Source organism: Kitasatospora sp. NPDC001527, from assembly GCF_040298605.1.
In the GTDB taxonomy this organism is placed as follows: Bacteria; Actinomycetota; Actinomycetes; order Streptomycetales; family Streptomycetaceae; genus Kitasatospora.
On the sequence record NZ_JBEPAM010000071.1, the window covers coordinates 1 to 19,036 of the forward strand.

The window sequence follows — 19,036 nt, forward strand, 5'->3', positions numbered from 1 at the left end:
CCTGGGAGAAGGAGTCGCCGACCTTCGGCCGCTACCAGGCCTTCGACGGCCCGACCTGCTACACCTGGCCTTGCGCGGGCCGGGCCTCCTTCCCGCCGGTCAGCGGCGGAACGGACCGGTGACCTCGTAGGTGATGCCGCCGGAGGAGCTGCCGCTGGTGCCGCGCTGGCTGGAGAAGTAGAGGCGGGTGCCGTCGGGGGAGAACGCCGGACCGGTGATCTCCGAGGAGGACTGGCCGGTGATCCGCAGGAAGGGCGCGACGACGTCGTCCGGCGTGATGACGCAGATCTCCATGTTGCCGCCGTCCTCGGCGACGTACAGGTCGCCGAAGGTGGAGCCGGTGACGTTGTCCACACCGGTCAGCGGCGCGGTGCCGGGGCTGACCAGCGAGTCGTCGTAGGCCAGCTCGTAGGTGCCGGCGGCCAGGTTGACCTGCCAGACCCGGTTGTCGCCCTTGGTGGTGAACCAGACCGTGTCGTTGGCGTAGTGGCAGCCCTCGCCGCCGTTGAAGCGCTTCGCGCCGCTGACCTGGTTGCGGGTGGTGGTCGGGGCGCCGTCGGGGTCGGGAACGGTGGCCCAGGTGAAGGTGCCGGAGGTGGCGGTGCCGGCCTTGAGGACCTGCAGGGTGCCGGCGGACAGGTTGCCCCAGGTGGCCGGGACGAACCGGTAGAAGCAGCCGTCGGTCTCGTCCTCGGTCAGGTAGACCACCCGGCGGACCGGGTCGGCGGCGGCCGCCTCGTGCTTGAACCTGCCCAGCGCGTCACGGCGGACGGCGGCGTTCACGCCGAACGGGTCGGTCTCGTGGACGTAGCCGAGGCTGACCTCCTCGCAGGACAGCCAGGTGTTCCACGGGGTGGCACCGCCCGCGCAGTTCTGCCGGGTGCCGGACAGGATCCGGTACGCGCCGGTGACCGTGCCCGAGGAGTTGAACCGCAGGGCGCTCGCACCGCCGGAGGGATTGATCTCCGAGTTCGAGACGTAGATCCAGCCCGCCCCGTCGGCGAAACAGGCACCGCCGTCGGGCGCGCTGTGCCAGGCGTACGAGGTGCCCGTGACCGCCTGGCCGGAGCGGGCGACGACCCGGCTGGTGAAGCCGGAGGGGAGCTGGATGCCGTTGGCGTCGGCGGCGCCGAGCGCCCCGTACGGGCCGGGCCCGTTCTGCGCCGGGGCCGCGTAGGCGGCGCCGTGCGTCAGGGTGCCGACGAAGGCCGCGGCCGAGGCACCGGCGACGGCGCCGCGCAGGAAGGTACGTCGTTCCATGCTGACTCCCGGGGGGAAGCGTATGGTCCGCCGTCCGGTCGGACGGCGGGGACGCGCGCCCGAAGGCTAGGGAGCGGGGGTGGCCGTACCGGCAACGAGCGGTGAACGGCTCGCCCGTCCCCCGGGAACAGCGCTGTTCACCGTTCACCGACGATGCGGCCACGCAGGGTCACCGGAAGAGGGGGCGTGGACACGGCAGGGCCCGCCCCGCCGGACGTACCGGCGGGGCGGGCCCCGTGCGCGCGTCGGACCGGCCGGGGATCAGCCCCAGGTGATCAGCCGCTTCGGGTGCTCCAGGATGCCCGCGATGTCGGCCAGCACCTTGGAACCCAGCTCGCCGTCGACCAGCCGGTGGTCGAAGGACAGGGCCAGCGTGGTGACCTGACGCGGGACGACCTTGCCCTTGTGCACCCACGGCAGCTCCCGGACCGCCCCGAAGGCGAGGATGGCCGCCTCGCCGGGGTTGAGGATCGGGGTGCCGCTGTCGACGCCGAAGACGCCGACGTTGGTGATCGTGACCGTGCCGCCCTGCATGTCGCCGGGCGCCGTCTTCCCCTGGCGCGCGGTGTCGATCAGCTCACCGAGCGAGACCGCCAGGCCGGAGAGGGTCTTCGCGCCCGCGTCCTTGATGTTGGGGACGATCAGGCCGCGCGGGGTGGCCGCGGCGATGCCGAGGTTCACCTGGCCCTTGATGACGATCTCCTGGGCCGCCTCGTCCCACTGGGCGTTGATCTCCGGGTTGCGCTTGATCGCGGTGAGCAGCGCCTTGGCGACCAGCAGCAGCGGGCTGACCCGGACGTCCCGGCCCAGCTCGCCGCTCTCCTTGAGGCGGCGGACGAACTTCATCGTCCGGGTGACGTCGACCTGGACGAACTCGGTGACGTGCGGGGCGGTGAAGGCCGAGGCCACCATCGCCTGCGCGGTCGCCTTGCGGACGCCCTTGATCGGCACCCGGACGTCGCCCGCGCCGGGGACGGCCACCGGGGCGGCGGCCGGCTCGGCGGCCTGCTCGACCACCGGGGCCGGAGCCGGGACGGCGACGGCCGCCGCGTGGGCGTGCAGGTCCTCGCGGGTGATCACGCCGTCCGGGCCGGTCGGGGTGACGGCCCGCAGGTCGATCCCGAGGTCCTTGGCCAGCTTGCGCACCGGCGGCTTGGCCAGCGGCCGGTCACCGGTCACCGCGACGGCCGGGGCCGCGACCGGTGCGGGGGCCGGAGCCGGAGCGGGCGCCGCGGCCGGGACGGCGACGGGCGCCGGCGCGGCGGCGGTGGTGCGGCGGGCCCGGCGCTGGCTGCCGCCGGTCCGCGGACCGTAGCCGACCAGCACCTCGCGCCGCTCGGGCTCGGCGGCCTCCGCGGCAGCGGCGGCGGCGGGCGCCGGGGCGGCGGCCGGGGCCGCGGGCGCCGGCGCCTCGCCGGCCACCGCGACCGAGATGATCACGGTGCCGACGTCGACCGTCGCGCCCTCCGCGAAGAACAGCTGCTCGACGACCCCGGTGAACGGGATCGGCAGCTCCACGGCGGCCTTGGCGGTCTCCACCTCGCAGACGACCTGGCCGTCGGTGACGGTGTCACCGGGCTTGACGTACCAGCTGAGGATCTCGGCCTCGGTGAGGCCCTCGCCCACATCGGGCATCTTGAACTCGCGGAGCGAGCGAACTTCGGTGGTCATCAGCGCTCCCCGGGATCAGTACGCGAAGGCGCGGTCGACGGCGTCGAGCACGCGGTCCAGGTCGGGGAGGAAGGCCTCCTCGACCCGGGACGGCGGGTACGGCGCGTAGTAGCCGCCGACCCGAAGGACCGGCGCCTCCAGGTGGTAGAAGCAGCGCTCGGTGAGCCGGGCGGCCAGCTCGGCGCCCATGCCCAGGAACACCGGTGCCTCGTGCACCACGATGGCGCGCCCGGTCCGCTTGACCGACCCCTCCAGGGCGGCGAAGTCGACCGGGGTGAGCGAGCGCAGGTCGACGACCTCCAGCCGGCGGCCGTCCTCCTCGGCGGCCGCGGCGGCCTCCAGGCAGACCTTGACCATCGGGCCGTAGGCGATCAGCGTGGCGTCGGCGCCGGGGCGCACGATCCGCGCGTCGTGCAGGCCCAGGTCGGCGGCGGCGCCGACCTCGCCCTTGTCCCAGTAGCGGCGCTTGGGCTCCAGGAAGATCACCGGGTCGTCCGACGCGATGGCCTGGCGCAGCATCCAGTGCGCGTCGTGCGCGCTGGACGGGCTGACCACCCGCAGACCCGCGGTGTGCGCGAAGTACGCCTCGTGCGACTCGCTGTGGTGCTCGACGGCTCCGATGCCACCCGCGTAGGGGATGCGGATGGTGACCGGGAGCTTGACGTGGCCGAGCGCCCGGGCGTGCATCTTGGCCAGCTGGGAGACGATCTGGTCGAAGGCCGGGTAGACGAAGCCGTCGAACTGGATCTCCACGACCGGGCGGTAGCCGCGCAGCGCGAGGCCGATCGCGGTGCCGACGATGCCGGACTCGGCGAGCGGGGTGTCGATCACCCGGTCCTCGCCGAAGTCCTTCTGCAGGCCGTCGGTGATCCGGAAGACGCCGCCGAGCTTGCCGATGTCCTCGCCCATCAGGACGGTCTTCGGGTCGCTCTCCAGCGACTTGCGCAGCGCGTCGTTGAGCGCCTTGGCGATGCTGAGCTGACCGGCCATCAGAGGTTCTCCCCCGCCTCGAAGGAGGCCGCGTACTCGACGTACCCGGCCCGTTCCTCATCGACCAGCGCGTGCGGCTCGGCGTAGACGTGGTCGAAGATCAGGGTGGGGTCCGGGTCCGGCATGCCGCGCACGCCCTCGCGCACCCGCAGCCCGAGCTGCTCGCTCTCGGCGTCGATCGAGGCGAAGAACGCCTCGTCGGCCAGGCCTTCCTTCTCCAGGAGGGCGCGGAGCCGGGCGATCGGGTCCTTGGCCTTCCAGGCCTCGGTCTCCTCGGCGAGCCGGTAGCGGGTCGGGTCGTCGGAGGTGGTGTGCGCGCCCATCCGGTAGGTGAACGCCTCGATCAGCACCGGGCCGTTGCCGCTGCGGGCGTGCTCCAGGGCCCAGCGGGTCACCGCGAGGCAGGCCAGCACGTCGTTGCCGTCGACCCGCACGCCCGGGAAGCCGAAGCCGGAGGCGCGGCGGTACAGCGGGATCCGGGTCTGGGTGGTGGTGGGCTCGGAGATCGCCCACTGGTTGTTCTGGCAGAAGAACACCACCGGCGCGTTGTAGACCGAGGCGAAGGTGAAGGCCTCGTTGACGTCGCCCTGGCTGGAGGCGCCGTCGCCGAAGTACGCGATCACCGCGTCGTCGGCGCCGTCCTTGGTGATGCCCATCGCGTAGCCGGTGGCGTGCAGGGCCTGCGCGCCGATCACGATGGTGTAGAGGTGGAAGTTCTTCTCGTTCGGGTCCCAGCCGCCGTGGTTCACGCCGCGGAACATGCCGAGCAGGTTCAGCGGGTCGACGTCGCGGCACCAGGCGACGCCGTGCTCGCGGTAGGTCGGGAAGGCGTAGTCGCCGGGACGCAGCGCGCGGCCGGAGCCGACCTGGGCCGCCTCCTGGCCGAGCAGCGAGGCCCACAGGCCCAGCTCGCCCTGGCGCTGCAGGGAGGTCGCCTCCGCGTCGAACCGGCGCACCAGCACCAGGTCACGGTAGAGGGCCCGAAGCTCGTCCGGCTCCACGGTGAGCGGGAAGTCCGGGTGCTCGACCCGCTCGCCTTCCGGGGTGAGCAGCTGTACGAGCTCCGGCTGGGCGTCCTTACCCTTGGCGCGGAGGGTGCCAGGGACGCCGGGGGCCGCCTTCTTGCGGGCCCTCGCCGTGCTTTTGACGGTCACGTTCACTCCTCGGTCTGTCCGGCCGCCCGGGGTCGCCGGTGACCGGTCCGGTCACCGCCTCGCGGGGCGCGCGTGGGTGTGCGCTCCCATCCGCGGGGCAGGTGGTGCTCCTTTTCCGACGGCGCCCTCACGAGAACGTTACCCAGCGTCCGCCCCTCGCGCGTCTGCGCTAGGACGTCCTACTTGTTCGGGCTCTACAAACGCACGTGTGGCGCAGCTCTCAATTCGGTCGCCTTCAGGACACCTGCGCACGTTATCCGGGCGAAGGCTCCGGCGTAAGGGGGTTACCGGCATCGGTTTCGACCGCTCTGGCCGGATAGCGACCCCGGTCCGGTGCGGGCAAGAGGTCTTTCGTAGGGTGATATGGGAGGCTTTGCGCGTGACTGATAAGGGACAAATCAGGGTATTCCTTCTCGACGACCACGAAGTGGTCCGCAGGGGCGTTCACGAACTCCTCTCGGTCGAGGACGACATCGACGTGGTCGGCGAGGCCGGCACCGCCGCCGAGGCGCTGACCCGGATCCCCGCCGTCCACCCCGACGTCGCCGTCCTGGACGTCCGGCTGCCGGACGGCAACGGGGTCGAGGTCTGTCGGGAGATCCGCTCCCGGCTGCCGGAGATCAAGTGCCTGATGCTGACCTCGTTCTCGGACGACGAGGCGCTGTTCGACTCGATCATGGCCGGTGCCTCGGGCTACGTGCTGAAGGCGATCCGCGGCACCGACCTGATCACCGCCGTCCGGGACGTCGCGGCCGGCCGCTCGCTGCTCGACCCGGTCGCCACCAGCCGGGTGCTGGCCCGGCTGCGGGACGGCGGCGAGAAGGAGGACGAACGGCTCGCCCAGCTCACCAAGCAGGAGCGCCGCATCCTGGACCTGATCGGCGAAGGGATGACCAATCGTCAGATCGGCAACGAGCTGCACCTCGCCGAAAAGACGGTGAAGAACTACGTCTCCAGTCTGCTCGCGAAGATGGGAATGGAGCGGCGGACGCAGGCGGCCGCCTTCGTGGCCCGGCACCAGGCGGACCACCAGCACGGATAGGCCGATGCACACAATTGACGACCTGTCAAGGACCCCCGCCGAGAGGTCCTAACCTCTGGCTGTGACTTTCAGCCAGACCCTCGCCCTCGCACCAGCCCGCCCCGACCTCGCCGCTCCCCCGATAGGAACCCTCAGCCCGCCCGTCCCGCACGCCGCGCTCGCCGAGGTCCTGCGCCGCTACCGGGTGGGCCGCCTGCTCACCGCCGAACCCGTCGCCGAAGGCCTGCTGAACCGCGGCTACCGGGTCGCCACCGAAGCCGGCGAGTACTTCCTGAAGTGCTACGTCGACGCCGCGACCGCCGGCCGGGAGGCCGTCGCCGCCCACCACCGCGCGATGGGCGCGCTGGCCGCCCTGGACCTGCCCGTCGCTCCCCCGCTGGCCCTCTCCGGACGGACCTCGACGATCGCCGCGTTCGGCGGCCGGCTGTTCGCGCTCTTCCCCTGGGTGGACGGCCGGCACCGGCACGGCACCGAGCTGGCGCTGCCGCAGTGTGCCGGGCTGGGCGCGCTGCTCGGCCGGCTGCACGGCGCACTCGACGAGGTCTGCGCTCCCGTCGCACAACCCTCCGGCTACCGCAGCGCCGACCCGCTGGACAGCTCCGCGCTCGCCCGCGAGCTGCGCAGCCGGGCCCGCGAGCACCAGCCGCACGGCGAGCTGGACGCCCTGGTCGAGCGCCGGCTGACCGAACGGCTGGAGCTGCTCGCCGAGCATGCCCACCGCCGACCCCTCCCGCAGGCCGCCCCGCCCACCGGCTGGACCCACGGCGACTTCCACGGGCTCAACCTGCTGCACCGGGACGGGCGGATCACGGCCGTCCTGGACTGGGACAAGCTCGGACCGCAGCCGCGCGCCGAGGAGGCCGTCCGCGCGGCCACCCTGCTCTTCAACGACCGCGTCACCGGGGTGCTGGACCTCGTCCGGGTCCGGCACTGGTCGCAGTCCTACCGGGCCACCGGCGCCGCCACCGCCGAGCACCTGGCCGCCGCGGCGCACCGGGTCTGGTGGGAGCGGCTGAACGACTTCTGGATGCTCCAGTGGCGCTACCAGCGGGCCGACCACCGGGCCGACCCGCTCTACCCCGCCTCGGCGGGCCAGTTGGCGTGGTGGTGCCAGGAGTACGAGCAGGTCCTGGACGCCTTCGCCAACTGACCCGGCGGGTCAGGGCGTCGGTGTACCGCCGGCCGCCGGCTGCGTCGGCTTCGTGGTGGCTCCGCCCCCGCCCGCCGCCGGCGGCGTCGTGCCGCCGCCCCCGCCCGCCGGGGGCGGGTTGGTCGCCGGCGCCGTGGCCGGGGGCGTCGTCGCTCCGCCGCCCGTCCCCGTGGTCGGGGTGCCGGTCGACGGGGCGGTACCGGTCCCGGTCGCCGGCGCGGACGGCGTGGCCGACTTGCTGCCGGACATCGTCGGCGTGGCCGTCGGGCTCGGGGTGTTGTGCTTGCCGGTCTGCTGGCTCGGCTGCTGGCTCTGGTTGCCGCCGCCGTTGTTGTTGTTCCCGTTGTCGGTCGGCTGCTGCGGGCGCCGGGTGTTCTGGCCGGTCTGCGGGCTCTGGGTCGCCGTCGAACCGGAGCTGGGCGTGGTGGCCTCGGGGGCCGTCGACACCACCCCGGCGGACGGGCTGGTACCGCCCGGCTTCCCGTCCGTGCCGTCGTCGTTGCCGCTGAGCGCCATGCCGATGCCGACGCCGGCCGCGACCACCACCGCCGCGATGCCGGCCACCAGGCGCCACGGCCCGCGCCGGGCACCGCCGCCGTGGCCGCCGCCGGAGTCGCCGTCGCCGCCGTACGACCCGCCGACCGCCGGGTAGGGCGCGGACGGCGTGCGCGGGCCGCCCGGCCCCCCGTACGGCAACACCGCCGTCGGGTCGCCCGGGACACCGGCCCCGAGCACCGCCGTCTCGTCCGTGCCGACCGCCGGCAGCGCGCCGCTGCCCCCGTACGCCCCGCCGACCCCGGCCGCGGCGCCGATGGCCCAGCCGCCGGTGCCGCCGGTCAGCTCGCGCAGCGCGTGCTCGATGTGGGCGCGGAACTCGTCGGCGTCCTGGAAGCGGTCGTCCGGGTTCTTGGCCAGCGAGCGCAGCACCAGCGGGTCCAGCCCGGCCGGCACCCGCGGATTGGCCTGCGAGGGCGGCACCGGCTGGTCCTGGACGTGCTGGTAGACCACCGACAGCGGGGTGTCGCCGGTGAACGGCGGGCGCAGCGTCAGCAGTTCGTACAGCATGCAGCCGGCCGCGTACAGGTCGGAGCGGTGGTCGACCGGCTTGCCGAGCGCCTGCTCCGGCGAGAGGTACTGCGGGGTGCCCATGACCATGCCGGTCTGGGTCATCGTCGAGGCCGTGCCGGTCAGTGCCCGGGCGATGCCGAAGTCCATCACCTTGACCGCGCCGTTGGTCGTGATGATCACGTTGGCCGGCTTGATGTCGCGGTGCACGATGCCGTGCCGGTGGCTGTAGGACAGCGCCTCCAGCACCCCGGCGATGATGATCAGCGCCTGGTCGACCGGCGGCGCCGTCTCGTCCACCAGCAGCTCGCGGACGGTCTTGCCCTCCACCAGCTCCATCACGATGTACGGCGTCGACTCCTCGCCGACGTACTCCTCGCCGGTGTCGTACACCGAGACGATCGCGTGGTGGTTGAGCGCCGCGACGGCGTGCGCCTCCCTGGTGAAGCGCAGGCGGGCGATCTCGTCCTGCGCCAGCTCACCGCGGAGCAGCTTCACCGCGACCGTCCGGCCGAGCCGGACGTCCTGGGCGGCCAGCACCTCGGCCATGCCGCCCCGGCCCAGCCGGTGGGTCAGCCGGTAGCGGCCGTCGCCGACGGTGCCCAGCGGGGCGGCGGTGCCCCGGCCCGGCGTCTGCGGGCCGCCGTACGGCGGGAGCGCGGTCGTGGCGGCGTCGCTACCGGGCTCGGGCGTCCTCGGGGCCCCGCCGGCCGGACCGGTCGCCCAGGCCCCGTCGTCGTCGTCCGGATGCTGCGTCTGTGCCATCGCTCCTCGCCCCGGGCCTTCGCTCGGATCGCGGTGCCCTGTCGCTCGTATCCCCGAACGCTACCGCCTCCGGCCGACGCCTGTAGCACGCGCGATCCGGACGGAACGCGTCAGAGCAGGCCATTCCGGTCGGCCGGACCGTCCAGGCGCAGCACGGTGGCGGTCGGCCCCGAGACCCGCGAGCCGGAACTCGAGCCGGAGCCCGAATCCCGCTCGGCCCGGTTGACCACGATCGCGATGATGATGACCGCCAGCACGATCACGCCGACGATGATGCCGATGATCACCAGCGCGGTCGAGCAGCCGCCGCTGTTCGACGCCGGGGCCGGCTGGAACGGCGGCGCCGGCATCGGGTGCGGCGGCGGGGTGTGGGCCTGCGGAGCCCCCTGCTGGTGGAGGAACTGCGGCTGCGGGGTGTGCGGCTGCTGGAACGCCGGCGGAGGCGTCTGGTACGGCTGCGGCGCGGCGAACGGCTGCGGGGTCTGCGGCTGCTGGAACGCCGGCGACGGGGTCTGGAACGGCTGCGGCTGCGGGAACGGCGTCGGCGTCCGCGGGGCCTGCGGCGCCGCGTGCACCGAGCGCGGCCCGTCGGTGATCACCAGCGGGTTGCTGGCCGCCAGCGGGCTGCCGCCGCCCTTGCCCGCGTCCATCAGCCGCTCCGCCTCCTCGCGCATCGCCGCCGCGCTCGGGAAGCGGTGCGCCGGGTCCTTGCGCAGCGCCCTGGCCACGAACTCGTCGACCGCCGGGCTGAGCCGCGGGTTGAGCGTGGACGGCGCCGGCGGCTCCTCCTGGACGTGCTTGTACGCGATCGAGAAGGCCGAGTCGCCGTCGAAGACCAGCTGGCCGGTGAGCATCTCGAAGAGCATCACGCCGACCGAGTACAGGTCGGAGCGGGCGTCCACCGGCTTGCCGAGCGCCTGCTCGGGCGAGAGGTACTGCGGGGTGCCGACCACCATGCCGGTCTGGGTCATCGAGGTGACCCCGCTCTCCAGCGCGCGGGCGATGCCGAAGTCCATGACCTTGACGTTGCCCTTGCGGTCGAACATGACGTTGCCGGGCTTGATGTCGCGGTGCACCAGGCCCATGTCGTGCGAGGCCTCCAGCGCGTTCAGCACGCCGATGGTGACCTGCAGCGCCTCCTCGACCGCGATCGCGCCCTGCTGGGCGACCGCCTCGTTGATGGCGTCCCGCAGGCCCTTGCCGTCGACCAGCTGCATGACGATGTACGGGGTGCTGGAGCCGTCCGGGGCGATGTCCTCGCCGCTGTCGTACACCGTGACGATGTTGGGGTGCTCCAGCCGGGCCACCGCCTGCGCCTCGCGGCGGAACCGCTCCTTGAACGAGTCGTCCCGGCCCAGCTCGGCGTGCATGCTCTTCAGCGCGACCTGGCGGTCCAGCACGCTGTCGTACGCGAGGTGGACCGAGGCCATGCCGCCCTCGCCCAGCACCCGCTGCAGCACGTACCGCCCGTTGCCCAGGGAGTAGCCCTCGACCGCCGCGTTGCCGTGCTCGCTCATGGTCCTCTGCTCCCCCTCGGCGCGGCCCTGCCGCCGCGACCGTGACGTTCGGTCTCGTCCGTGCGTTGTCCGGGCCCGGCCCGCTGGCCCGCCCGACCCCTGTCGCGGTGCTCGCCCGGCCTGCGACAGGGGCTCAGGGTATCGGCTCGCGCCGACACCGACCGGCCCAGGGCCGACACTGTGTCCGGGTCGCGACCGGGTACCGGCCGGTCGCGCGTACGGCCCCGGGACGCCGTGCCGTGCCCGGGGCCCCGCGGCCCGGCGGGGCCGTGGCGGTACGGGTACGGCCTACGGGTAGGTACGGCCTTACAGGTACGGGCCGGAACGGATGCCGCGGCCCTCGCCCGGCTCGTCGCCCTCCGGCTCCGCGCCGTGCAGGCCCGGCGGCAGCGCCCGCCGCATCTGCTCCAGCTGCGCCCGGGCCGCCATCTGCTGGGCGAACAGCGCGGTCTGGATGCCGTGGAACAGGCCCTCCAGCCAGCCCACCAGCTGCGCCTGGGCGATCCGCAGCTCCGCCTCGGTCGGGATCGAGTCCTCGGTGAACGGCAGCGAAAGCCGCTCCAGCTCGGCGACCAGCTCGGGCGCCAGGCCGAGCTCCAGCTCCTTGATCGAGCTGGCGTGGATGTCCTTCAGCCGGGCCCGGCTGGCCTCGTCGAGGGGAGCCGCCCGGACCTCCTCCAGCAGCTGCTTGATCATGCTGCCGATCCGCATGACCTTGGCCGGCTGCTCGACCATCTCGGTCACCGGCAGTTCACGCGGGCCGTCCCCCTCGTCGTCCCCGGCCATGCCGACCATCCCCTGGCCCACCGGCAGCCCGTCCGGTCCGACGATCAGCACCTTCTGGCCGTCCTGCGACTGCCCGCCCATGGCCTGGTGGAACTCGTGCGACGAGCGCTCGTTCATCGGATTCGTCATGAACCACATTCTCCCTCACTGGGGTTGCCGGAGTGGAGGCCCCCGGCCACCCGGGCAACGACGCTACGCCCCGGGCACGCGGGCCGGTATCCGTACGGATACTCAGTCCGCCCGGGTACCGGGGCTCGGCTTCGTGCGGCCCGGGGCGCTCCCGCCGGCAGGGCGCTCCGGGCGGCGGGACGCTCCGGGTGGCGGCGCGCGGTCAGCCGCGCCGCAACCGCAGGCCGATCAGGCCCAGCCCGCAGCCGATCAGACCGAGCCCGGCGCCGAGCGGGAACTGGCGGGTGGAGGCGTCGTCCCACCGGGTGGGCAGCACCACCGGGCCGGCCACCACGGTCTGCGCCCCGGGGCCGAGCGCCAGCGTCGCGCTCCCGGCGCCGTCGGAGGGCTCGGCCGGGGCCTCGGCGCCGGCCGTCCCCGAGGGGGCCGCGGCGGGGTCCGGCGCGCTCTCGACGGGCTGCTCCGGGGTCTGCCCGGCGGCGTGCCCGGGGCCGCGCCCGGTGCGTTCCGGCGCCGAGGCGGGGTGGTGCCGCAGCCGGCGCTGCTCCCACTCGGCCCGGGGGAGGCCGGGGCGCAGGTGCCCGGTCCGCTGCCACCCGGGCGTCCCGGCCGACACCACGGCGGTCGCGGGGGCGGTCACGGACTTCTCGGCGGCCTCGGGCGCCGCCGCCGGCGCCGAGGACTCCCCGGCGGCGGGCTCCGGCACGGCGGGCTCCGGGACGACCGGCTCCGTGGCAAACGGCTCCGGGACGGCGGACGCCGCCGGGGAGGCCGGGGCCGGGGCCGCCGTCGCGGACGCCGCCGCAGTCCCGGTCACGGTCGGGGACGAGGCGACGGACGGCGCGGACGGGGCCGCCGGGGACGGCGGGGACGGCGGGGACGCCGGGGACGCCGGGGACGCCGGGGACGCCGGGGACGGCGGGGCGGACGGCCCGGCCGTCGGTCCCGGGGAGACCACCGGGACCGGCACGACGCCGGTGGCCCCGGTCGGACCGGTCGGCACGGCCACCGCCGCCGGGCCGAGGGCCAGCGGCACGGCGAGGCCGAGCACGGCCGCCACCAGCAGCCGCCGGGCACGCCGCTCGGCGCGGCGGCCGCCCAGGAGACGGGTGACCGGGCGGATACCCGCCCGGCCCCGGACGCACCCGGGGAACCGCCGGGACGGGGACGGCAGTGGTGCTGCGGGCAGCGGCCCGAGGAACGCGGACGAAGGTGCGGGCACGGTCGAGGTCCTTCCGCGACGGCCGACCGCGCGGGGCGGGGTCGGCGGCGGGACAGCTCCCGTCCAGACTCACACAGCCCGGCATTCCGGGCATGTCGGACGGCCCGGACCGGCGGAAGGCAGGCCCCCGCCGGCTCCGGGCGGGGCCGTCACGCCCGCAGCACCACCTTGCCGACCTGCCCGCCGGCCTCCAGGACCCGGTGCGCCTCGGCGGCCTCGGTCAGCGGCAGCACCCGGTCGACCACCGGCTTCACCACCCCGGAGGCGACCAGCGGCCAGACGTGCTCGCGCACCGCCGCCACGATCGCCGCCTTCTCGGCCAGCGGCCGCCCGCGCAGATTGGTCGCGATCACCGCGCCGCGCTTGCGCAGCAGCGTGTTGAGGTTCAGCTCGCCGTTCACCCCGCCCTGCAGCCCGATGATCACCAGCCGCCCGTTGACGGCCAGCGCGTCCACGTTCCGCTGCAGGTACTTGGCGCCCATGATGTCGAGGACCACGTCCGCCCCGGCGCCGCCGGTGGCCTCCCGGAGCACCTCGACGAAGTCCTGCGCGCGGTAGTCGATCAGCACGTCGGCCCCCAGCTCCGCGCAGCGGGCCAGCTTCTCCGGCCCGCCCGCCGTCACCGCCACCCGGGCGCCGACCGCCTTGGCCAGCTGGATCGCCATCGTCCCGATGCCGCTGGCACCGCCGTGCACCAGCACCGTCTCGCCCGGCCGCAGGTGCGCGGTCAGGAAGACGTTGGACCACACCGTGCAGACCACCTCGGGCAGCGCGGCGGCCTGCTCCAGGGTCAGCCCGTCCGGCACCGGCAGCAGCTGGCCGACCGGCACCGCGACCCGCTGCGCGTAGCCGCCGCCCACCAGCAGCGCGCAGACCTCGTCGCCGACCGCCCAGCCGGACACCCCGGGGCCGAGCGCGGCGATCCGGCCCGCGCACTCCAGGCCCGGGTAGCGGGGGCTGCCGGGCGGCGGGTCGTAGAAACCCTGCCGCTGGAGCAGGTCGGCGCGGTTGACGGCGGTGGCCGCCACCTCGACCAGGACCTCGCCCTCCCCGGGCACCGGGTCCGGCACCTCCGCCCAGACCAGTGCCTCGGGCCCGCCGGGTTCAGGAATCGTCATCGCATGCATGGGCCCGACGCTACTGCGCGCCGGCGGCCCGGCGGGCGGGCGACCCGCGCCGTCAGCCGGCCAGGTCGTCGAGCGGCACGGCGCCGGGCAGCGCGGCCACCGCCGCGCCCGGCAGGATCAGCTTGCCGCGCCGCCGCCCGCTGCCCACCAGGACGAACGGGGCCGCCGCCACCGCCGCGTCGACCAGCAGCGGCCAGTCGGCCGGCAGGCCGATCGGGGTGATGCCGCCGTACTCCATGCCGGTCGCCTCGACGGCGGTGTCCATCGGCGCGAACGAGGCCTTGCGGGCCTCCAGGTGCTTGCGGACCGTCCGGTTGACGTCGACCCGGGTGGTCGCCAGCGCCAGGCAGGCGGCCAGGGTGGTCTCCCCGCCGCGCTTGGCGGCGACCACCACGCAGTTCGCCGAGGCGTCGAGCGGCACGCCGTAGGTCTCGCAGAAGACGGCGGTGTCGGCCTTCTCCGGATCGGTCCCGACGTACAGCACGGACCGGGCGGCCTCCCGGTCGTCCCAGTTCTTCAGCGCGTCGGCCACCGGGGCGGCCAGCCGGTCCACCACCTCCAGCGCGGGGGCGGAGAAGTCGAACGTGCCGAACGGGAGCTGCGGTTGACCGGTCATGGCGGGAACCCTACGCCCCCTCGGCCGACTTGATGACGATCACCCGGTCGGTGAGCTGCAGCGTCCGCGCCTCCGCCTCGGTGTAGTTGATCACCCGCCGGCCGCGCACCACCGCCACCACCAGGTCGTCGAGTTCGCGCGGGTCGTGCCCGGCCTCGGCCCGGGTGACCGGGCGCTCGACCACGTCCAGGCCGTTGCCGTAGGTGAGCAGGTCCTCCATCACCGCGCCGGCGTGCGGGCTGAGCATCGACATGCCCAGCAGCCGGCCCGCCGAACTGGAGCTGGTGACCACCACGTCGGCGCCGCTCTGCCGCAGCAGCGGGGCGTTCTCATCCTCCCGCACCGCCGCGACGATGGTCGCCGCGCGGGTCAGCTGGCGGGCGGTCAGGGTGATCAGCGCGGCGGTGTCGTCCCGCTCCGGCGCGACCACCACCCGGGCGGCGGTGGGCAGTCCGGCGCGCAGCAGGGTGTCGGTCCGGGTGGCGTCGCCGACCACGCCGACCAGGCCCTGCTGGGCGGCCTGGTCGACCGCCTTGCGCTGCGGGTCGACCACCACGATCTCCTCCTTGCGCACCCCCTGCCCGAGCAGGGTGTCGATGGCGCTGCGGCCCTTGGTGCCGTAGCCGATCACGACGGTGTGCTCGCGCACGGTGGACCTCCAGCGGTTCAACCGCCACTGCTGACGGGTGCGTTCGGTGAGCACTTCGAGGGTGGTGCCGACCAGGATGATCAGGAAGACCACCCGCAGCGGAGTGACCACGAAGATGTTGGTGAGCCGGGCGCTGTCACTGAACGGGGTGATGTCGCCGTACCCGGTGGTGGAGAGCGTCACCGTGGCGTAGTACGCCGAGTCCAGGAAGCTCAGCCCGCCGCCGGCGTTGTCGTTGTAGCCGTCGCGGTCCAGCCAGACGATCACGGTGGTGGCCACCAGGACGCCGAGTGCCAGCAGCAGCCGGGAGCCGACCTGCCGCACCGCCGGGGCGGAGCGCCGGGCGGGCAGCACGATCCCGGCGTCGGCCCAGGGCTCGGTGCCGGGAACGGACGGTCCGGCCGACCGTCCCCGGACGCGTCGGACACTCACGGGACCTCCAGCAGTTCGATTTCGTCACCGGCCGCGGCGCCGCCCGGCGGCACCACCGCGAGCGCCTCGGCCCGGGCCAGGCCGCGGAGCATCGCCGGACCGTCGTGGCGCAGGTGCACCACGCCGCGGGCGGTCCTCCGCACCGGCAGCAGCCGGGTGTCCACCGGGTGACCGGGCAGCGGGTCGACGGCGACGGCCAGGACCGGCTCGTCGGCGCCGCGGCCGGACAGCGCCCGCAGCAGTGGCAGGGCGAGCGTCACCGTTCCGGCGACGGCGGCCAGCGGATTGCCCGGCAGGCCCACCAGATGGCGCCCGCCGGGGAGTTCGGCGAGCAGCATCGGATGGCCGGGGCGCACGGCGACCCCGTCCACCAGCAGCCGGGCGCCGCACTCGGCCAGCGCCCGGTGCAGGAAGTCCACCGGACCGGCCGCCGTCCCGCCGGTGGTGACCACCACGTCCGCGGCGGAGTGCCGCAGGGCGTCCCGGAGCAGGCCGAGGTCGTCGCGGACGGAGCGCGGTTCGCCGGTCTCGGCGCCGGCCGCGCGCAGCCACGGCGGCAGCAGCGGGCCGAGCGCGTCCCGGACCAGGCCGTCCCGGGGCAGACCGGAGCCGAGCAGCTCGTCGCCGAGCACCAGCAGCTCCACCACCGGGCGGCGGCGCACGGACAGCCGGTCGTGGCCGCAGGCGGCGGCCAGGCCGAGCACCGCCGGGCCGACCGGGGTGCCGGCCGGCAGCAGCACCTCGCCGCGCCGGCACTCCTGGCCGCGCGGCCGGACGTCCTGGCCGGTGGTCAGCGCGCCGGCGGTGCGCTCGCGCAGCAGCGGACCGCCCGGCTCGCCGTGCTCGCGGCGGAGCACGGCGGTGGCACCGGGTGGCAGCTGGGCCCCGGTGGCGATCTCGACGGCGGCGCCGTCGGCCAGCGGGCCGTCGGCGGGGCGCCCGGCGAGCAGCCGGCCGCCGACCTGCCAGGGGCCGGGGCCGGCCACCGCCCAGCCGTCCATCGCCGAGGTGTCGAAGGCCGGCAGGTCGGTGAGCGCGGTGAGCGGCTCGGCGAGGGTGTGGCCGAGCGCGCCGTCCAGCGGCAGGCTCAGCGCGGGCAGCGCGGGGCGGCCGGCCCGGCGGGCGGTCTCCCGGGCCGCCGCCCAGCGGGCCGGGCGGGCCGGGGCGGGCGCGACGGGTTCCGCCATCACGCTCACGGCTGCCCCGGGTCGCCGGCCCTGGCCGCCGCCCAGCGCTCGGCGAGCGCGGCGGTGTGCCCGGAGGCCTCGGCGACCGCCTCCGGGCCGCCACCGCGCTGCGCGGCCGCGTAGCCGATCAGGAAGGCGGTCAGCGGGGCCGCGGGCCGGTCCACCCCGTGCGCGACCACCCGGGCCAGGTCGAGCAGGCCGCGGACGTCGACGTCCAGGTCGATGTCCAGCTCGGCACGGACCTCGGCGATCCAGTCATCCAGCGTGCGCTCCATGCGAACATGCTGCCCGATCGGCGGTTTCTCCGGGATGTTTGCCCGGTGAGCGACACGCGTCGTTTCGCTCACGCCGGGGTGCCGGGCCGGTGAGCGGGCCGGTGAACGGGCCGGTCCCGGCGGGGATCAGCCCTTGCCGCCGTCGCGTTCGCGGGCCTGCTCCAGGTCCTCCCAGGTGTCGCAGTCGTAGGTGACGTCGTCGGTGTCGGCCAGCCGGAGGGTGGGCAGGGCGCCGGTCAGCCTGCGCAGCGGGAGCCCGGCCGGGTCCCCGACGGCGGCCAGCGCGGCGCGCAGGGCGGCGGTGCGGTAGGCGGCGGCGAGCGGCTGGTCGCGGCCGGCGGCGTCGACCAGGACGGCCGCCGCGGTCCGCGGCCCGGCCCCGTCGAGGGCGTCGACCAGCCGGTGGACGGTCCGCCGGTCGAGGAACGGCAGGTCGGCGGCGAACAGCAGCACCAGGTCGGCGGTCACCTCGGCCAGTCCGGCGGCGACGGCGGCCACCGGACCGCCGCCCGGCGGGCTCTCGCGGGTCCACCGGACCCCGGGCCGGGCGGTGGGGCGGACCGGGCCGACCACCACGGTGGTCCGGGCCTGCGCGCAGGCGGCGAGCACCCGGTCCAGCAGGGTGGCCCCGCCGACCGTCAGACCGGGCTTGTCGGCCCCGCCGAGCCGCCGGGCGGCGCCCCCGGCCGGGACGATCACGTCGTACGGCGTCATGCCGCCAGTATCCGCCGCGGACCTCAGGCGGTCTTCCCGCCCTCCTCGGGCTCCGGGACGACGGCGGCCTCGACGGTGTCGTCCGGCTCGGCCGTGTCGTCCGGCTCAGCAGCGGTGTCCTCCGGCTCGGCAGCGGCGTCGTCCGGCTCCGGGGTGAGGACGGCGGCCTCGACGGTGTCCTCGGGCTCGGCGGCGGCGGTGTCGGCGGCGGTGCGGGCGGCGGCGGTGCGGGCGGCGGCGATGTTGGCGGCGGCGCTCAGCTCCAGCACGGCCGGCAGGGTCAGCTCCCCGTACCGCCGGTTCACCGCCGCGACCAGCGCCTCCGGGTCGTCCGGGTGCTCGGCCAGCAGCCGGTCGAAGTCCTGCAGGTACTCCCCGGTGAACGCCAGCACCCGGGCCGCGTCGTCGCCCTGCTCGGGTGCCCGGTGCCCGGCGATCACCCGGTCCGCGCCGAGCTCGGCGATCCGGCCGAGGTTGCGGACCCACGCGGTGCGCTGCTCCGGCGTGGTGTCGGCGGTCCAGACGTGGGTGCCGTTGTACGCGAAGTCGCCGGCCACCACGGTGCGGATGCTCGGCACGTGCACCACCGTGGAGCCGCCGCAGTCGCCCTGCCCGAGCAGCAGCACCGGGATCACCTGCCGGTCGACCATCAGCGGCTGGGGCAGCAGCGGGGCCGGGACCAGCGGGTGGTCCGGGATGTCGTCGCCGAACACCGGCTTCCACTGGGCGACCTTCGCGGCGGCGGTGCGCAGGATGCCCTCGACGACCGGCGGCGCGGCCAGCAGCCGCGCGTCGGGGAAGAGCCGCAGCACCTCCTCGGCACCGAAGTAGTGGTCGGGGTGCTGGTGGGTGATCACGATGGCGAGCAGCCGGCGGCCCTTGCCCGCCACCCACTCGGCCAGCTCGCGGCCGGCGCTGCGGGTGAGCTGGGCGTCGACCAGGATCGCCGTGTGCTCGCCGAGGATCAGCGTGGAGGTGGCGAAGAAGGCCGACTCGGGGCCGGTGAAGACGTCGACCTCCAGCGGCCGGACCGGCGGTGCGGCGCTCTCCGCGTCGAGCGGGTCCGCGCCGGCGTTCTCCTCGGACGGGGACGACGTCACTGGCTGCTCCCTCTGGTTCGGCGGTCCCGGTTCCGGTCCGGCTCGGCGTCGGTGGTGCGTGAGGCGGTGGTGCGTGAAGCGGTGGTGGTGCGCATCACGGCGGCGGTGGCCGCGCCCTACAGCATGGGAGTACGGCGCGCGGAAAACGCGGAAGGCGCGCCCGGCGGGGGCGCGCCTTCCCGATC

Annotated in this window: 15 protein-coding genes and 1 pseudogene; 2 read left to right on the forward strand and 14 right to left on the reverse strand. The window is 75.1% G+C overall.

Annotated features, from left to right (window positions below):
* Window positions 1-99: 99 nt before the first annotated feature.
* From ABT238_RS35950 to pdhA, 4 genes are all read right to left on the reverse strand, one after another.
* Entirely contained in the window at window positions 100-1,260 is a 1,161-nt protein-coding gene (locus tag ABT238_RS35950) for an alkaline phosphatase PhoX (RefSeq protein WP_350570388.1), read from the reverse strand.
* A 261-nt stretch (window positions 1,261-1,521) separates the two neighbouring features.
* Window positions 1,522-2,931 (reverse strand): dihydrolipoamide acetyltransferase family protein, encoded by a 1,410-nt coding sequence (locus ABT238_RS35955; RefSeq protein ID WP_350805382.1) that lies wholly within the window; start codon window positions 2,929-2,931, stop codon window positions 1,522-1,524.
* 15 nt (window positions 2,932-2,946) lie between these two features.
* Window positions 2,947-3,921, reverse strand: coding sequence for an alpha-ketoacid dehydrogenase subunit beta (locus tag ABT238_RS35960; RefSeq protein WP_502884368.1), 975 nt, complete (start codon window positions 3,919-3,921; stop codon window positions 2,947-2,949).
* Window positions 3,921-5,075 carry a pyruvate dehydrogenase (acetyl-transferring) E1 component subunit alpha gene (gene pdhA, locus ABT238_RS35965; protein ID WP_502884367.1) on the reverse strand — a complete coding sequence of 385 codons (1,155 nt, stop codon included), beginning with the start codon at window positions 5,073-5,075 and terminating at the stop codon, window positions 3,921-3,923. The genes ABT238_RS35960 and pdhA overlap by 1 nt, the downstream gene beginning before the upstream one ends.
* A gap of 379 nt (window positions 5,076-5,454) precedes the next feature.
* Between pdhA and ABT238_RS35970 the strand changes: the two genes are divergently transcribed.
* Both ABT238_RS35970 and ABT238_RS35975 read left to right on the forward strand, forming a co-directional pair.
* The gene (locus ABT238_RS35970) at window positions 5,455-6,117 is read left to right on the forward strand and encodes a response regulator (RefSeq protein WP_350570383.1); all 663 of its coding nucleotides are present in this window, start codon (window positions 5,455-5,457) and stop codon (window positions 6,115-6,117) included.
* Between the two features lie 61 nt (window positions 6,118-6,178).
* Complete coding sequence (locus tag ABT238_RS35975) at window positions 6,179-7,267, forward strand: phosphotransferase (protein WP_350570382.1); 1,089 nt, start codon at window positions 6,179-6,181, stop codon at window positions 7,265-7,267.
* A 9-nt stretch (window positions 7,268-7,276) separates the two neighbouring features.
* On the opposite strand, the gene ABT238_RS35980 is transcribed toward ABT238_RS35975, so the two are convergent.
* From ABT238_RS35980 to ABT238_RS36030, 10 genes and pseudogenes are all read right to left on the reverse strand, one after another.
* Window positions 7,277-9,097, reverse strand: coding sequence for a protein kinase domain-containing protein (locus ABT238_RS35980; protein WP_350570381.1), 1,821 nt, complete (start codon window positions 9,095-9,097; stop codon window positions 7,277-7,279).
* Between the two features lie 110 nt (window positions 9,098-9,207).
* Window positions 9,208-10,614 (reverse strand): protein kinase domain-containing protein, encoded by a 1,407-nt coding sequence (locus tag ABT238_RS35985; protein WP_350570380.1) that lies wholly within the window; start codon window positions 10,612-10,614, stop codon window positions 9,208-9,210.
* 306 nt (window positions 10,615-10,920) lie between these two features.
* Window positions 10,921-11,529 carry a bacterial proteasome activator family protein gene (locus ABT238_RS35990; RefSeq protein ID WP_502884366.1) on the reverse strand — a complete coding sequence of 203 codons (609 nt, stop codon included), beginning with the start codon at window positions 11,527-11,529 and terminating at the stop codon, window positions 10,921-10,923.
* A 202-nt stretch (window positions 11,530-11,731) separates the two neighbouring features.
* Window positions 11,732-12,751, reverse strand: a complete 1,020-nt coding sequence (locus ABT238_RS35995) for a hypothetical protein (RefSeq protein WP_350805400.1) — start codon at window positions 12,749-12,751, stop codon at window positions 11,732-11,734.
* 149 nt (window positions 12,752-12,900) lie between these two features.
* Window positions 12,901-13,878: an NAD(P)H-quinone oxidoreductase gene (locus ABT238_RS36000; protein ID WP_350570376.1), complete on the reverse strand. Its 978-nt coding sequence runs from the start codon at window positions 13,876-13,878 to the stop codon at window positions 12,901-12,903.
* Window positions 13,879-13,930: 52 nt separating this feature from the next.
* Complete coding sequence (locus tag ABT238_RS36005) at window positions 13,931-14,494, reverse strand: YbaK/EbsC family protein (RefSeq protein WP_350805409.1); 564 nt, start codon at window positions 14,492-14,494, stop codon at window positions 13,931-13,933.
* Between the two features lie 10 nt (window positions 14,495-14,504).
* Window positions 14,505-15,575, reverse strand: coding sequence for a potassium channel family protein (locus ABT238_RS36010; protein WP_502884365.1), 1,071 nt, complete (start codon window positions 15,573-15,575; stop codon window positions 14,505-14,507).
* Window positions 15,572-16,762, reverse strand: coding sequence for a molybdopterin molybdotransferase MoeA (locus ABT238_RS36015; RefSeq protein WP_350570373.1), 1,191 nt, complete (start codon window positions 16,760-16,762; stop codon window positions 15,572-15,574). The genes ABT238_RS36010 and ABT238_RS36015 overlap by 4 nt, the downstream gene beginning before the upstream one ends.
* 5 nt (window positions 16,763-16,767) lie before the next feature.
* A pseudogene (locus ABT238_RS38870) lies at window positions 16,768-17,751 on the reverse strand (NTP transferase domain-containing protein).
* A gap of 23 nt (window positions 17,752-17,774) precedes the next feature.
* Window positions 17,775-18,851 (reverse strand): MBL fold metallo-hydrolase, encoded by a 1,077-nt coding sequence (locus ABT238_RS36030; protein ID WP_350805418.1) that lies wholly within the window; start codon window positions 18,849-18,851, stop codon window positions 17,775-17,777.
* Window positions 18,852-19,036: the final 185 nt, after the last annotated feature.